This is a genomic window from Flagellimonas pelagia, assembly GCF_003584135.1.
Lineage (GTDB): Bacteria > Bacteroidota > Bacteroidia > Flavobacteriales > Flavobacteriaceae > Flagellimonas > Flagellimonas pelagia.
This window is the reverse complement of record NZ_QXFI01000015.1, coordinates 17,138-31,784: the sequence shown is the minus strand read 5'-3', so window position 1 is coordinate 31,784 and position 14,647 is coordinate 17,138. Positions and strand designations below refer to the sequence as shown.

Annotated in this window: 15 protein-coding genes; 4 read left to right on the top strand and 11 right to left on the bottom strand. The window is 36.7% G+C overall.

Translation table 11 applies throughout. The annotated features are described in order from the left end of the window. Positions 1 to 53 precede the first annotated feature (53 nt). Entirely contained in the window at positions 54 to 329 is a 276-nt protein-coding gene (locus D2V05_RS06155; protein ID WP_072882405.1) for a transposase, read from the top strand. A gap of 23 nt (positions 330 to 352) precedes the next feature. Beyond that, positions 353 to 1,171 (top strand): IS3 family transposase, encoded by an 819-nt coding sequence (locus tag D2V05_RS06150; RefSeq protein ID WP_119645567.1) that lies wholly within the window; start codon positions 353 to 355, stop codon positions 1,169 to 1,171. Between the two features lie 46 nt (positions 1,172 to 1,217). Here the strand turns inward: D2V05_RS06150 and D2V05_RS06145 are convergent, their stop codons facing one another. From D2V05_RS06145 to D2V05_RS06105, 10 genes are all read right to left on the bottom strand, one after another. Continuing rightward, positions 1,218 to 1,613, bottom strand: a complete 396-nt coding sequence (locus D2V05_RS06145) for a 3-hydroxyacyl-ACP dehydratase FabZ family protein (RefSeq protein WP_119646752.1) — start codon at positions 1,611 to 1,613, stop codon at positions 1,218 to 1,220. Between the two features lie 130 nt (positions 1,614 to 1,743). Continuing rightward, positions 1,744 to 2,412, bottom strand: coding sequence for a hypothetical protein (locus tag D2V05_RS06140; RefSeq protein WP_147378238.1), 669 nt, complete (start codon positions 2,410 to 2,412; stop codon positions 1,744 to 1,746). Positions 2,413 to 2,421: 9 nt separating this feature from the next. Then, complete coding sequence (locus D2V05_RS06135) at positions 2,422 to 3,075, bottom strand: NAD(P)-dependent oxidoreductase (RefSeq protein ID WP_119646748.1); 654 nt, start codon at positions 3,073 to 3,075, stop codon at positions 2,422 to 2,424. 33 nt (positions 3,076 to 3,108) lie between these two features. Then, complete coding sequence (locus tag D2V05_RS06130) at positions 3,109 to 4,152, bottom strand: hypothetical protein (protein ID WP_119646746.1); 1,044 nt, start codon at positions 4,150 to 4,152, stop codon at positions 3,109 to 3,111. A 170-nt stretch (positions 4,153 to 4,322) separates the two neighbouring features. Further along, positions 4,323 to 5,135 carry a class I SAM-dependent methyltransferase gene (locus tag D2V05_RS06125; protein WP_119646744.1) on the bottom strand — a complete coding sequence of 271 codons (813 nt, stop codon included), beginning with the start codon at positions 5,133 to 5,135 and terminating at the stop codon, positions 4,323 to 4,325. 14 nt (positions 5,136 to 5,149) lie between these two features. Then, a complete protein-coding gene (locus D2V05_RS06120; RefSeq protein WP_127137554.1) occupies positions 5,150 to 6,247 on the bottom strand; it encodes a serine hydrolase domain-containing protein in 1,098 nt (365 codons plus the stop codon). A gap of 99 nt (positions 6,248 to 6,346) precedes the next feature. Continuing rightward, positions 6,347 to 6,646, bottom strand: coding sequence for a CPBP family intramembrane glutamic endopeptidase (locus D2V05_RS19980; protein WP_379829899.1), 300 nt, complete (start codon positions 6,644 to 6,646; stop codon positions 6,347 to 6,349). Next, on the bottom strand, positions 6,612 to 6,800 hold the full coding sequence (locus D2V05_RS19810; protein WP_235855404.1) for a hypothetical protein: 189 nt from the start codon (positions 6,798 to 6,800) through the stop codon (positions 6,612 to 6,614). The genes D2V05_RS19980 and D2V05_RS19810 overlap by 35 nt, the downstream gene beginning before the upstream one ends. 249 nt (positions 6,801 to 7,049) lie before the next feature. Next, positions 7,050 to 7,457: a GNAT family N-acetyltransferase gene (locus D2V05_RS06110; RefSeq protein ID WP_119646737.1), complete on the bottom strand. Its 408-nt coding sequence runs from the start codon at positions 7,455 to 7,457 to the stop codon at positions 7,050 to 7,052. A 24-nt stretch (positions 7,458 to 7,481) separates the two neighbouring features. Then, positions 7,482 to 7,895 (bottom strand): VOC family protein, encoded by a 414-nt coding sequence (locus D2V05_RS06105; protein ID WP_119646735.1) that lies wholly within the window; start codon positions 7,893 to 7,895, stop codon positions 7,482 to 7,484. A 481-nt stretch (positions 7,896 to 8,376) separates the two neighbouring features. Between D2V05_RS06105 and D2V05_RS06100 the strand changes: the two genes are divergently transcribed. Beyond that, entirely contained in the window at positions 8,377 to 8,961 is a 585-nt protein-coding gene (locus D2V05_RS06100; RefSeq protein WP_119646733.1) for a BfmA/BtgA family mobilization protein, read from the top strand. A 5-nt stretch (positions 8,962 to 8,966) separates the two neighbouring features. Continuing rightward, positions 8,967 to 9,989, top strand: coding sequence for a MobB family relaxase (gene mobB / locus D2V05_RS06095; RefSeq protein ID WP_119646730.1), 1,023 nt, complete (start codon positions 8,967 to 8,969; stop codon positions 9,987 to 9,989). Positions 9,990 to 10,211: 222 nt separating this feature from the next. Here mobB and D2V05_RS06090 read toward each other — a convergent pair whose 3' ends face one another. Continuing rightward, positions 10,212 to 14,594 (bottom strand): AAA domain-containing protein, encoded by a 4,383-nt coding sequence (locus tag D2V05_RS06090; RefSeq protein ID WP_119646728.1) that lies wholly within the window; start codon positions 14,592 to 14,594, stop codon positions 10,212 to 10,214. Between the last annotated feature and the right edge of the window lie 53 nt (positions 14,595 to 14,647).

Genomic DNA, 14,647 nt, shown 5'->3' with positions numbered 1-14,647 from the left:
TGTAGATACCCCAAAAACTAGGGCAGTAAGTTTAATCATTAAATTTACTGAATATGACACGAAGAAAGTTTACCCCGAAGTTCAAGACCAAAGTGGTCCTGGAAGCCTTGAAGGAACGGCATAGCCTTGCCGAACTTGCCCAGAAGTACGAGATACACCCTACCCAGATCAGCGCTTGGAAGCGCGATTTCCTTGATGGGGCCGAGCAGGTGTTCGAATCGGGCAAGAAGGATGCCCGCAGCGAGACCGAAAGGGAGAAGGACAAACTTCTAAAGGCCATAGGCCAGTTGAAGGTCGAGAACGATTTTTTAAAGGACGCCTTGCGCTGAGACCACTCTCCGAACGCAGAAAAATGATACGCAAGGGTCATTCCAAGATGAGCATTGCAAGGCAGTGCAGAACATTGTCGGTCCATCGCTCGGGGCTCTATTACAGGCCAAGGGGCGAGAGCGAACTGAACCTGAGGCTCATGCGCGAGATGGACGAGCATTACCTCCACCATCCCTTCAAAGGGGCCAAGCGGATGCACATCTGGCTGACCAGGGACAGAGGGTACAAGGTGAGCAGGAACCGTATCGAACGGCTCTATTACAAGGTAATGGGCCTCAGGGCCGTCCTTCCGGGAAAACATACCTCCCGAAGGTGCAAGGACCACAGAACGTATCCGTACCTGCTGAGGAACCTGACCGTTGACAGGCCCAATCAGGTCTGGGCCACAGATATTACCTATATCCCCATGCAACAGGGATATCTCTATCTGGTGGCCATCATCGACCTGCACAGCCGCTATGTCCTGAACTGGAGCGTGTCCAATTCCATGGATGCCCAATGGTGCAGGGAAACATTGGAAGAGACCATAGGTGAGCACGGGACACCGGAGATCCTCAATACGGACCAGGGGAGCCAGTTCACTGCCGAGGAGTTTGCCAACTATGTTTTGGGTCAGGGAATACGCCTGAGCATGGACGGCAAGGGAAGGGCCACCGACAATGCCTTTATCGAAAGGCTTTGGAGGAATGTAAAGTATGAGAAAATCTATCTGAACCCTCCAAAGGATGGTATGGAACTCTATCTGTTATTGGCAGAGTACTTTGATTATTACAACCATGAAAGAAGACATCAGTCCATCGACTATGAAAGACCCATCGATCTATTCAAGAGAGCAGCTTGATAATTATATTGGTTTTGTAGAAAAACTGTCCTAAAGATCGGGGTATCTACATAGCTTCCAGAATAGATTTATTTTGAACATAAGCAATTCCAGATTGCTTAATCAGCCTGTTGCTTATCCTTATGTTTTTGATAACATATTTAACTACCTCATCATATTTTGCGCCATTAAAGAACCTAACATTTTCCATGCTAACAAGTCCAAAAAAACCGTCTGCCAAGCCTGCTTTCTTTATTCCCGCACCACCACATTGTGCCATTGACTCAATAATGATCATTCCAGGAACAAAATTGAATTCGGGAAAACTTCCAGTCAACATTTGATTATTTTTCTTATCGAATTTTTTTGTGCCCACAACTTCCTTATCATTGGAAACAAGAATATTGTCCACAAATAAAAAAGGGGAGCGATGGGGTATCAATTTATGAATGTCTGTTTCCATTTTTGAGTTTTAAAGAAGAATTGTACATGAGTTGTAGAAGTTGCTTCCCTAAAGATATGATTTTTATGAAATTAGGGTGCTCCGATAAGTTTTACAGAAACAAAAAGTTCAATTGAATAGAATCGGTTAATTACTTTAAGCTTATTTGGGACTTATTTTTCCGCATCATTTTAAAGTTAAGGCCTATTATCCAACCTAGAACTAAAGCAAAGGTCAGTTTCTGCAATAAGGGTAAAAACAGTATGAACTGTTGGCTGTAATAAATGTAATTGTTCAGTCCCAATAAAGCAATGCAGATAATACCCCCTATTTTATAATTGGTCATATTACTCTGGTATATTTCCCAGATTATCCCCAAAACAACAAGCACTCCGAAGATACTTGAAAGTGTTGTCATTAAATCATGGAATTCAGTAAACATTAGAAACGCTGATACCATGGATAAAATTCCAAATATCAGAATGATAATTTTCCAAATGGGGTTTTTTGTAAAATTTCCAGCAAACTGAATGAAGAATAGCATAAGACTTAAGCAAAGAACGAACATGGCTGCAATGGCAAAAGGTCTTGCTGGGTTTATCATATTATTCATTGCCCGTTCATTCATTAGGTTGCACCAATAATTGTTGACCCAATCAAACCCAACACTTTCCAAATTTACCTGTGAACCTCCTGGGTATAAAAAAGATGAATAAACAAATAGACCGATAAAGAGAATTATTCCAATCGTAGGAAGGAACCCAATCAACCTTATGTTTCTTTGTTCTTTCATCACTAAATAATAGTAGTCATTCTTCATTTTAACCAGTTATCCCTTCGATATAACAACCTTTTTTTTGATTAACATGTCATTTTCCATACTCTCCAGAATATATTCCGCAACACTTTGCCTACTTATCAAAAGATTTGGCTTAGGCACATTGTCAAAAGTCTCCAAGATGTTTTCTTCTCTATTTGAGTTGTATAGTCCGACTGGACGAACAATTGTCCACTCCAAGTTCGATTCCAATACTATTTTCTCTTGCCTTGCATGATCTTTATATGCAACACCTATATTGCTATTATCTATAAACCATTTGAACCATTTGGGAATTTCTTTTTTGGTTTCAGAAACTCCCCAAGCTGAACAAACTGTAATTCGATTGACATTCTGTTTTATAGCTATTGGGACTAAGGTAGTCATCACATCGGAAAGAAATGTGCTTGGTGTTCTCAAAGGCGACCAAGGAAAATCAGATTTTCTTGAAATATTTAAAACACTGATAACGCCTTCGCATCCAGATATTGCCTTCATCAAATCAGCTTTATTAGTTGGATTTCCTTCAAAGATTGACAATCCATCATTTCTTTCAATCCGTTTTGTTTTACGAGCAAGACAATTTACCTGATAACCTTTATCAAGAGCCCTTTTCAACACCAATTTACCAGTTCTCCCTGTTGCACCAAGTAATAGGATTTTCATCGTTTATTTGAACTTTAAGATATGTTATTTGATTTAATCCCGTAGATTTTCATCCCTGATTTCCATTAATTGATCAAAGTTGGGGTACTTCCTTTCTTTTGGCGTGTTCACCTCTTTTAAAAGTGATTCCCTAAAATCATTATTATCAAGCTTTTTCAATACTTCATCATTATCAATATATTCCATCTGGATTCTATATCGTCTAAAAAATTCTTTCTCATGTTCCTTTGGCACCAAACCTTTATAGTAATCCAACAGTCTGTGGTTTTCTAGGGGTTCATAAAAAACAAAACCATCAAAAACATCTTCATATTTTAAGTTGTCGGTGTTACCCTTCCACATATCAAAACCATCATTTCCAAAGACTGTTTCATGCAGATCAAACCCCATATTTCGGATGTTCTCTGATTTGAATGATGCATCCCATTTACCATCTTGGATGAGTCCATAGACAAACCCATTCCCATTGGATGTGAAAATTGGCCTGTTGGTCAAGATACTCGCCAATCGCTCCCCAAAATAATCTTGAAGATACTTACCTGCATTTTTGACGGTTTCTCCATTACTGGTCACCATATTGATTTTAAAAGCATGCCTGTAGTTAAGAATGATCAGGGCTTTATTGTTGCCCTTGGAACTGATCCTTTTATAGGTATTGATGATGTTCCGTGCAATCAAACTATCCCGTGGTTCTAATTCAAATTCTTGTTCCTTGTCATAGTCCTCAACATTGTTCACTTTTTGCCAATCAAATTCAACATCGGATGGGTAGTAGTGAATTTGATTGTCCGAGAGATTGTTGATGTCATAGATTGTTTTCAAAAGGAAGTGGTAATTGTAACGATCCCAAATGACCCAAAAGGAAGCATCCCGCTGAAACTGACTTAATCTCTTGTCTACAATCACACTATCCAATCCTTTAGTCTTAAGGAACTGGGTGATTTCAGGTTGTAGATTGATGAGCCCAATCTCTGTAAATAGGTTCTTTATATTTTTTTGAAAGCGTTCATCAGATAGGATTTCTTTGACCAATTCATATTGGGTGAATTCACTGTGGTCCCTTTCACATAGAATCACAATGTCATGGTCATCAAATTTCTGAAGTATGTAATCCTTTGCAGATGTCTTATCTATATGATTTAAAAAGTTAACATAAGGTTCTATTACTGGGTTTTGAGCAAACCCTTGAATTGATATTATAAATGAAACAAGACAAAAGAGGAATCTCATTATATCTAATCGTTTATTTAAACTTTTTGACTACTCGGTTTGATTATAGACTTTTTACCTACTATGCAGAGATAGTCGCCCTCATCATTTTCATAGGATTCCATGATTTTAAAAACTTCCCCATTATCAATGTCCGCTCTTAATTTTGACAATCCCATTTTCACTTCCATTTGATTTGCCAATGACGAAAATGAGGAAATTCCATTTCTTATTTGATCATCAAAATAATATTCAGGGTTATGCTTTCCACTGTACAGAAATTTATCTTGAAGATTGGGTTGGATAAAATACTTTTCTGTTTCGATGATTTCAATACCACATTTTTTAACGATATTTTCCATCTGCGAAAGACTTGGCATTTGTGCAATCGCATCATCCAACATTCTTGGAAAATAATGATTAAGCCAATATCCTTTCATTTGTTCTGGTGTTGATGTGAAAATCACGATTCTACCATTGACCTTGAGTACCCTACAAATTTCATGAAAGGCCTTATTTAAATCAGTCCAATGGTGAATGGTCAGACATCCAACGATTCCATCAATCGAACTGTTTGCGAGTTGAATGCTTTCAGCAGTAGCTTTTTTCCAATCAATGTTTTTATTTTTCAATCTTGCCTTTTCAAGCATTGCATGGGAGGGATCGATACCAATGAATTGATAGCCTTCTTTTTGGAATTCAATTGTATAATTTCCTGTTCCACACCCAATATCCAAATAATGGCCCTCCAATGTTGGCCGTAAATGTTTTAGAAAAGTTGCAACTAATAATGGGTCGGCCTTTCTTGTGACATTGTAGTTAACTCCTATTTTATCATATTTGGCCTCCACCCTATATTGAACTTTTAGTTTGCCATTATGATTTTGAACTTCTCAACAAGGGTCTCGACTTCTTGCCAACTTGAATTATTGGTCAAAATTATAAAACAAGAATCACGAGAAATATCTCTGTATATATAGGTTCCAAATCCGACCCAACCACCACCATGATAGACAATTTTAATCCTAGGATTTTTATTGTCCAAGAACCATCCAAAACCGTACTCAAACGCTTCCCCGTTGTTCAACTTGCCAGCTGTAAAAACCCTTTCAAGAGTAGCTGCCGTAACAAGTTCATCCGTATGAAGAATCCTATCCCACCTCAAAAGATCTTCTAATGTAGAGTACACTCCTCCGTCTCCTTTGGCAAAATTTAGAAAATGAGTATCATTTAATATTCGTTCTCCATTTTCATCTGAAAAACCAAAAACCCGTAACGGCATTTTGGGGTCTTGACCGTCAACGAATTTATAGACAGATGTATTGGTCATTCCGGCAGGCTCAAAAATTCTTTCTTTCAAAAATACTTCAAACGGCTTTCCAGAAACGCGCTCAACTATTGTCGCCAATAAAACATACCCTGTATTACTATATTCCCATTTTTGTCCAGGTTCAAAATGAATTTCAGGCGTTTTCTCAATCATCATTTGAACTATATCCTCATTACCGGAAATATACCTAGCGGGGTCATTCTCTTCAAGTTCAGGCTTCCAATGGTTTATCATAAGATCTAAGTAGTCCGGTAAACCCGAAGTATGCTGCAAAAGGTGTTCTACTGTAATTCCAATATATGGAAGTTCCGGTATAACATCCTGAATGTTTTGGTCATATGAAAGTACTCCATCTTCTTCAAGTATGGCAACCGCCATCGCGGTAAATTGTTTGCTGACCGACCCGAGTCTAAAAATAGAACCAATTTTTAAGGAATCGCCATTATTGATATTTGCCAATCCAAAAGCTTTTTTTAAGTTGATCTCTCCTTTTTCGAATACGAGTACATTGCCATTAAAGCCACCATTCTCGATTTGGTTAAACAATGCTTCATCGTAGCTCAGGTTATTGGTTTTACAAGCCATTAGGCCCATAAAAATAAAGCCTATGGTAATGTGGCATTTCTTCATCATATCTTTTGTTTTATACTTTGTGAGCAATCGTTTATTTGAACTTTAAAGTCAAGTATCAAAATACAGAGCTTTCAAAAAGTTTAATTTTTAAAATATATTTTACCAATTTCCTTTTTCATACAAGTCTAAAAATGAGGCTGCGGACAAGTTGAAAAAGTCGACCAAAAAGTGCGCTAGTACAATCCATCGTAAACTCGACGTTTTTTTAAAAACCAATGCCCAAACAATCCCCATAATGAAAGTTGATACTATAATGGTCATGCCCTTGTTTAGCTCCGAATTTACCCCAAAAACGGCATGGTTAAGGGCAAATACCAGACTTGTAAAAAGAATCGCTGCCCAGTTCGACCATTTTTTGGAATGCTCAAGCAGCAGTCCACGCCAATAATATTCTTCCAACCAAGGATTGATCAAAGCCAATAAAATCCAAGGAACCCAAACATTCCAATTCCCCAATGCTTGATAATGCATTAAAAACAAAGGCAGTGGCAAAAAACCAATCAGCAATGCCAAAAGGTTCCAAAGAAATGGCCCTTTTGGCCTTTGCAGCCATTTTGTTCTTATTTCTCTATCGGAATACCTATAAATGAAGAACAGAAATAAACACCATTCAATCAATATTATTGGTATAAAGGCCCATTTACCAATAATTCCCCCAAATATAAATGCATTACCAAAATTGATTGCAATTATCAAAATAGGGGATGCGAGTACTATTTGTTTTTTGGTCAGATTCATTTGAGGTTGGCTATATCTGAATGTTTTCCGTTTAAGGCTTATCTTTTATTTGAACTTTATCAACTCAAATTAAGTTTTGAATATTATCTAAATAATAGCAATGTTCATATTGGGTCATCCCTATTTTAGGATAGTAAGGAATAGCTTCAGGCGCGGCCAGTAAAATTAATTTGGCTTCTGGTGCTTCCATTTTCGTTCTTCTAATCAATTCTTTTCCTATCCCTTTTTTCTGATATTTTATATCAACTGCTAAATCTGACAGGTAGATACAAAATGAAAAATCAGTTAGCGATCTGGAAATGCCAATAAGTTTGCCTTTATGTCTAGCTGTAATAATAAGATTCCCCATCTCAACCATTTTCTTCAAGGTGTCAAGGTTATCTATTGGCCGACGGTTACCTAAAGTGGAATTTACCAAAACCTCTTTGAACTCTTCAACTTTCAAATTGTGTTCTACATTGTATTCTATCATAGTTTATATGAGCTTTGGATTCTTTTATCTTATTACTCCCTTATTATTTTCATTAGGCTCCAAAAGGTCCCATAAATTACCATAAAGATCTTGAAACACGGCCACAATTCCATAAGGCTCCTTTTTAGGAGTTCTTACAAATGTTACCCCCCGATTGACCAGTTTGTCGTAATCTCTATTGAAATCATCTGTAAAAAGAAAAAATCCAACACGGCCTCCTGTTTGGTTCCCAACGCTGGCCAATTGTTTCTCATTGGCAGCTTTGGCGAGCAATAAAGAACATTCTTTTGCTCCGGATGATGCAACAACCACCCACCTTTTAAATTCATCAATCTTTGTGTCTTCAAGAAGTACGAAATCCAGTTTATGCGTATAAAAATGAATTGCCTCATCATAGTCCTTTACAACCAAAGCGATATGGGCAATTCTATTGTACATTAAAATACTTTATTTAAACCTATATAAATTTAGGGATTTACGATTAACAATATAAACCCTGATAGAGGACTTTTATGAGGTCATTTTTTTAGTTAATAAAATTGTATCTTTATATTATTGAATACTACTATTTAATAGTACGGGCGGGTTTTCCTTTTTGATTTGACTTTCCAAAAATCCGCACAAACAAAGAACATTTATAGGCTAGCTGATTTTCAATCATGCTGTATTTATTCGGTCCCGCTTGCGGGACGAAGGAATAGCAAGAGGGTGATGCGCAAATTGCGCCATCACGGTTGTTTTCGGGTATTCAACAAGTTGAAAACCAGTTAATTGAATTGATTTTGGAATATTGTGCAAAATCAGGGGCTACAGTAGACTTTTCCAAAATCTACAGTAAACCCTTTGGGAAGCCCTATAAACACTGGAAATTTTTGACGAAAAAATTGACGCAATTTCACTAAAAAACAAAATCGCATCTATGGAAAAGCAATTTACAAATGGCAGAACGAAGAAAGGAATCGGTGGTTATTCCAACATCACGGTAAATAAGGAGACGGCCACACGTTTTCGCAGTTATTCCAAAAAGTTCAACAAATCAAATAGCGAAGTGTTGGATGGAATGGTGCAATACTTCAAGGAGAACAACCTTGACCCTTTTGGAGAGGGAGCGAAGGTCATCCTTGAAAGTATCAAAAAATTGGAGCGTCAGATGATGAAGAAATTTGATAGGCTCATCGCCATTATCAAGAACATGGAAAAGACCAGTATCCGCCCTACCTATGAAATGATGCTCATTCTTTACGAGGCCTATGTAAAGGATGGAAGGAAACCGAGACCTGAACCTGTTAAGATACAGGAAGAACGAATGGATTTTTTGAAGCCTAGAAACACCGTTCCCAAAGTGGAGCACGATAGAATATTGCATGAATTCAAAGAATATAAAAAACACTGCAATGAAATCCTCCATAATGTTGAGAAGGTGGAGCCAATGATGGGGAAGCCATATCTCAAGATCAATATGGGCATCGAGGATTTTGAAAATTTAAAGTACCAATTAAAATAACGTCCATGTACCTTACCATCTCAGCACAGAAAATGGGCAGTACCTATAACTCCAGTGTAGGAAACTATGTGGACTATCTGGAAAAGGAAAACGAGGATAGGTTGCCTGAACAAAGGGAGGAGTTCTTTGACCAAGAAAATGACAGTGTAAGCCCTCAAACGGTCATTGATGAAATAGATGCCAATACGGCTAAACTAAGGCAGAAGGATCCGAAATTCTATTCCATAGTGGTCAGTCCCAACCAAAGGGAATTGAAGGCCATAGAGAATGACCCCAATATGCTAAGGGAATATACAAGGAAGCTCATGGAGGAATATGCCAAGAGTTTCCATCGTAACCAAGAGGTAAAGGCCGAGAACCTGAAATACTATGCCAAGATAGAGCATGAGCGCACCTATAGGGGATTTGACAAGCAGGTTCAGGAGAATGCGCCGTACCGAGGGGAAATAGCAAGGCTCAGGAACGAGATACGAAAAGTGGAGCGTGGTGAATCCATTGGGAATGTCAATGAGCTTGAAAAAAGAATCAAAGAGCAAGAAAGATTGGCCCCGCACAAACAGAACGGGCGATTAGTGGCCGCAGGGATGCAAAAAGAAGGGCCACAGACCCATATCCACATCATAGTAAGCAGAAGGGACGTGACGAACACCTATACACTTTCCCCAATGGCAAAGCACAAGGCCTCCGAAGTGGAACTTAATGGAAAGATGGTCAAAAGGGGATTTGATAGGGACAGTTTTTACCAAGCAGCGGAGAAGACGTTTGATAGGACAACAGGGTTTAAAAGGAATTACGTGGAATCCTATGCTGGTAGAAAGGCCCATGCCAAGGAACCAGGGAAGTTCTTTGCCAAGGTGATGGGACTGCCCACAAAGGAAAAGGACATGGCCTTTAAACTTCTTAAAACGATGGGTGTCAAAACACCAAGTATACCGACCAATAAAGTACAAATAGCGGCCAAGATCATCAAAGCACTTGGAAGGGGCATTGATAAGGCAAGGGGTGCGGGTGAGGATATGGGCTACTGAGATCAAAGAAGTAGGTTGCGCCCTTTCGGGTTTTTGCTTTACGCTTATCTACCGGAACACTACAAAAACCCGATAGGATCCATGCGCAAAAGTTGAGGGTAAGTATTTGGGACAATTGAAGTGTAAAACATGATTTTCCCTACTAAATTAGCAACAACATAATTGTTGTATTTACTCTGGAAACCCGTCCGAATAGATGGTAAAACCACCACTTTAAATGGGCTATTTAACTATTTCTAGGATTCTTACGTACTTATCTAAACTTCCAATCCTGACTGTGTCACCAACAGATCTACCTTTGAGTGCGACGCCTAATGGAGACTTGATATTAATCTTTTGAATTCCATTTATTTTATCGGTTTTGCCATTGACTTGTTCGACCAACTGAACTTTCAAGTCTTTATCAATATTTAGGTACTTAACTTTAACTTTGCTATTGAGTTCTACGGTTTCCTTGAATAATTCTGTTTGAACTTTCTCGTTCTTACTTAATACTTCAATCCGTTCTTTCAAGTCTTTCTTTAAATCTGGAGAATTTTTGGCAATTTCGTTTTCAATAACTGTTATGTTATCAGTAAACGCTAATCCTGTCTTGGACTTGTCTTCAAATATTGATGGACTGCTGTTTTCAATACTCTTGATAAATTCAACTAGTTTCTGTGTTTCTTTCTTAGGATTTCGCCACCAATTTGTACTCCATATTCTATGAAAAACAAAACCATGCCTCTCTAAAATCTTCTGTCGATGTCTATCATGTAAATAGGCTTCTTGACTTGAATGATATTCGGCACCGTCGCATTCAATTGCAATTTTTGGTATTCCCGGTTTTTTTGTGTCATAAGCCAAATCAATCCTAAAACCTGCAAATTGGAGCTGTGGAATTATTTGAGACTCTTCAAAATGTTCCCTTAGGGCTTCGTAAACTTCTTCTTCAAAAGGTGATTCAAGTTCATCATTGAAATTGTCAATTGAAGTTTTTTTCGAAGAGTTTTCGGATAAAGCATTTAAAACTGCCAATCTTGAATCACTGTCTTGTTCACTAACAGCTTTTGCATATGCCAGATATGCATAAAATGCACCTCTTCTATTATTTGATCCTTCTACTATTAAGTGCTCCTTGTAGTTTAAGAATACTTCTTGCGGGATAGATGAACATACATAAACCTTATATTTTGCTCTGGTGACGATGACATTAAGTAGTTTGTAGCCTTTTTGATGGTTAATTGAGCCGAAACGTTGAGCAAATTTCCCTTCTTTATTAATACCATAGGTTGTTGATAGGATAATGACATCTCTTTCATCACCTTGGATATTTTCTAAGTTCTTGACGAAGAAACCATTTTCTTCAAGTTCTACTATTTTGTCATTGAACTCTCTAAATCGATCAAATTTTCTTCTTTCGTTAATCTTACTAAGGATTAAGTTTCTTTGGTTAATATTAAATGTCGCAACCCCAACAGATGGATATTCACCATTCGGCAGTCGTGATATATTATTTTCGATTATTGATAAAACTGTTTCTGCTTCTGTATCATTTGAGTTATCTGAATAAGTCCCATTAACATTTATGTATTTGATAGGAATGTAGTCAAAGTCATTTGGTAGAGGTTTTAATCTCTGATTATAAAATGCAAAATTTGAGTAGTCGATTAAGTAGGGGTGACGAGATCGATAGTGGAAATCCAAATGTCTTTTGTCAAACCCTAACTCAGATGCGAAGTCTAATAGTGATTCACAATCTAAAAGTGAATTACTTGCATCACTTTTGATACGTTCAATTTCATCTTCAAATTCATCTTCATCTTCAATTGTGCCGTCAAATATTTTGCTAAAATAGTTGGAGGGAGGCATTTGGTGTTCATCTCCAGCTATGACTATTTGTTTACCCTTCAATAAGGCAGGTAGATTGTCTTCTAACTTTAATTGACTTGCCTCATCAAACATTACAATGTCAAAGTATTTGTTTTGGCCTTTAAAGAGATTGCTAGCCACATCGGGTGTTGTCAAAATTATAGGGAAGAAAGTAGTGAACAAATCAATATCCAATTTTACAATTTCTCGCAGGGATAGTCTTTTATGGTTTTTACTTGCTCGTTTATTGTAGAGGTTTTCTACGGCGATGTTCGGATTGTTGACATCAAAACTTCTAGTGGAATCAATTTGTTTTGAAAACCAATATTCCCTAATATATTTTATTTGTTCTTTTTCAAGTTCTGATAAAGATTGGCCTAATTCAATGTGGTCAAGATCATTTGTTGGTAAATCAATGTTAGCTGAATTGACGAGCAAGGAATTTAGATAGTAAATCAAAAACGTCTTACGCCAGTTTTCTTTATTTCTCAGCTGGTCGATTATTTGTTTTTCTACTTGTGAAAGGGAATTGTAATATTGGAACCACTTGAATTCTAGTGAGTAGACATCATTTTCATTGTTGAAAAAAGTATTCTTGGAAATGATTATGTTTTCTATACTCGATATAAGTGAACTGTGATTATCAGATTTTATAGATTGATTGACCCATTTATCTTCATTTATTGATAATCTTAAATTATTGAGGGTGGACTTTATTGAGACTAATGTTTCTGTTTCAAATTTTTTGTCGACTGATTGTAAGAGATTAAGATTTGAATACTCTTTCTCGATCTTATCCTGAAAATTGTCTTTCGTCGCAGTAATTTCTTGGAGATAGGTTTTAATGCTAAATTCTTTGTCAGAAATAGTTAATGCTGTTGGGATGGCAGGAAAATCTTTACAATTCGATATTTTATTTGTTAAGTCTGCATAAAGTGTATTAACAAGTAATTGGTCATTAAGAGTGTCTTTTTTCGATTTGGAGAAAATGGATGAAGCTTTATAAAGAAAACTTCTGGTCTTCTCCTGATTGAAAAAGACATCGTTTTTATGGTACTTGGAAAGGACTTTTAAAAGTGAATCGGTAATTGATTTAATTTCAACTTCCTGTTGATTCAATTGTTCCTTTCTTACTTTGTAGAACTCTTGTTCATATTTTAGAATCTGTCGGTTGACTAGTTCTAATTTCGTTTTGTATGAATTGAAATCTTCATTGATTTTTTGCTCAATGATAAATGGATTTTCACCAACTAATTTTGAGGAATTGAGAAACGATAATTCACTGTAAGGTTTATAATCATTATACAAGTTTTGCCCTCTTCTAATTAGTTCTAGCAAAGTGTTTAATTCAACAGATTCATAAGTGAACATGTCTTTACTCAGATCAAGGTCATAATCTTCAGAATTATCCTTAAGTTCAGCCAACAGGGACCCAACAACATTTGTCCAATTTTTATTACCGATAAGTTTTTCTCCTAACTTTTGATGTCGTTTGTTGATAGTGTCGATCAAAGATTTTGATTTCTCAATGATGTTGTCCAAAGTTTCCTTTGAATGAGTGTATCTATATCTGCGATATGCTGAATTATCAACTCTGTCACGAACAGAGTCAACTGCATTTCTTCTATCTTTTACAATATCTTTGATTAAGATTGTTTGATAATTCAATCCTTTTTCGTTTAGTGCATTGTATAAAACTTCTAATGCTGTGCGCTTTTCACAAACAACAATGGTTTTCTTGTGGTTTTCAAGGGCATTTACCAATATGGCAGTAAGTGATTGACTTTTTCCTGTACCTGGCGGCCCTTGAATCAATATATTTCTTGAAGAGTTAAGTGAATGTAAAATACCTTGTTGTGATGGATCGGTTTCAATAGAAGATATTGGTTGGAAAAAGTGCTCATCCATTTCTTCAAGGTCTATTTCTGCACCTTTAAGATCTAATAAATTGGAATAGTCATTTATGATGTTTTGTTTTTGAACCTCAAAAATTGAAAACAAACCACTGAAATCAATAAATGAATTGTTCGATGTTAAAGGCAGCTTTTCATAATATTTCTTGTCAGAAATTGGTTTTATGTCATCCAACTTTTGTTCAAATGTTTCTCGAAGGTTATTTGGGGTTGAACTATTTATGGATACAATAATGTTTACACAGATATCCAGTAGTTCATTTCTGTCGATTAATCCATCGTCTAGATGTTCGCTTGAGATTTGGTCAATCTCAATTTTAGAATCATTTTGAAGATGATTTATTAAAACCTCATTTATATAAATTGGGTCTTCATCATTTCTTAAGATTTCCCAAGTATTGAATTCTTTGGTTCTTCTAATTCTTAAGGACCAAATCAAAATTGGCGCAACAGTCAGTTTATTGTCCGATTGATCCCTGCGCACAAGAATCGGGAAGCCAAATCCAAAAGTATTTATTCCCTTTTCCGATTCAATTGCTTCGGTTTGGTTTATAAGGTTTTCAAATGATTTTGTAATTCGGACCAGTTGTGTTTGATCTTCCTCAAAGAGAGAATTTAAATCGGGCACATTGTCTTTCCAACTTATCCTAAATTTCAAAGGCAATTCTGAAAGTAAAGAATCAATAAAATTTTGCGGTAGATTCTCATCAATATGGGAAAGTCTAGTCAGATCAAATTTATACCGTGAACGTCCTGTTATCGCATTTAAATGAACACCCCTTCGGCTACCAACTTTAAGTCGGTTTTGTAATTCTATTAGTAGCTTATCGGTTATTTCCATATTCTCAATTTGTTGAAATGCTTAAAATAGTATCATAATTATTATTTTGATTA

Bases quoted from the DNA above. Each gene is read 5' to 3' on its own strand.
- D2V05_RS06155 (WP_072882405.1), top strand. From the start codon at position 54: ATGACACGAAGAAAGTTTACCCCGAAGTTCAAGACCAAAGTGGTCCTG.
- D2V05_RS06150 (WP_119645567.1), top strand. From the start codon at position 353: ATGATACGCAAGGGTCATTCCAAGATGAGCATTGCAAGGCAGTGCAGA.
- D2V05_RS06145 (WP_119646752.1), bottom strand. From the start codon at position 1,613: ATGGAAACAGACATTCATAAATTGATACCCCATCGCTCCCCTTTTTTA.
- D2V05_RS06140 (WP_147378238.1), bottom strand. From the start codon at position 2,412: ATGAAGAATGACTACTATTATTTAGTGATGAAAGAACAAAGAAACATA.
- D2V05_RS06135 (WP_119646748.1), bottom strand. From the start codon at position 3,075: ATGAAAATCCTATTACTTGGTGCAACAGGGAGAACTGGTAAATTGGTG.
- D2V05_RS06120 (WP_127137554.1), bottom strand. From the start codon at position 6,247: ATGATGAAGAAATGCCACATTACCATAGGCTTTATTTTTATGGGCCTA.
- D2V05_RS19810 (WP_235855404.1), bottom strand. From the start codon at position 6,800: ATGGCTGCAAAGGCCAAAAGGGCCATTTCTTTGGAACCTTTTGGCATT.
- D2V05_RS06110 (WP_119646737.1), bottom strand. From the start codon at position 7,457: ATGATAGAATACAATGTAGAACACAATTTGAAAGTTGAAGAGTTCAAA.
- D2V05_RS06105 (WP_119646735.1), bottom strand. From the start codon at position 7,895: ATGTACAATAGAATTGCCCATATCGCTTTGGTTGTAAAGGACTATGAT.
- D2V05_RS06100 (WP_119646733.1), top strand. From the start codon at position 8,377: ATGGAAAAGCAATTTACAAATGGCAGAACGAAGAAAGGAATCGGTGGT.
- mobB (WP_119646730.1), top strand. From the start codon at position 8,967: ATGTACCTTACCATCTCAGCACAGAAAATGGGCAGTACCTATAACTCC.
- D2V05_RS06090 (WP_119646728.1), bottom strand. From the start codon at position 14,594: ATGGAAATAACCGATAAGCTACTAATAGAATTACAAAACCGACTTAAA.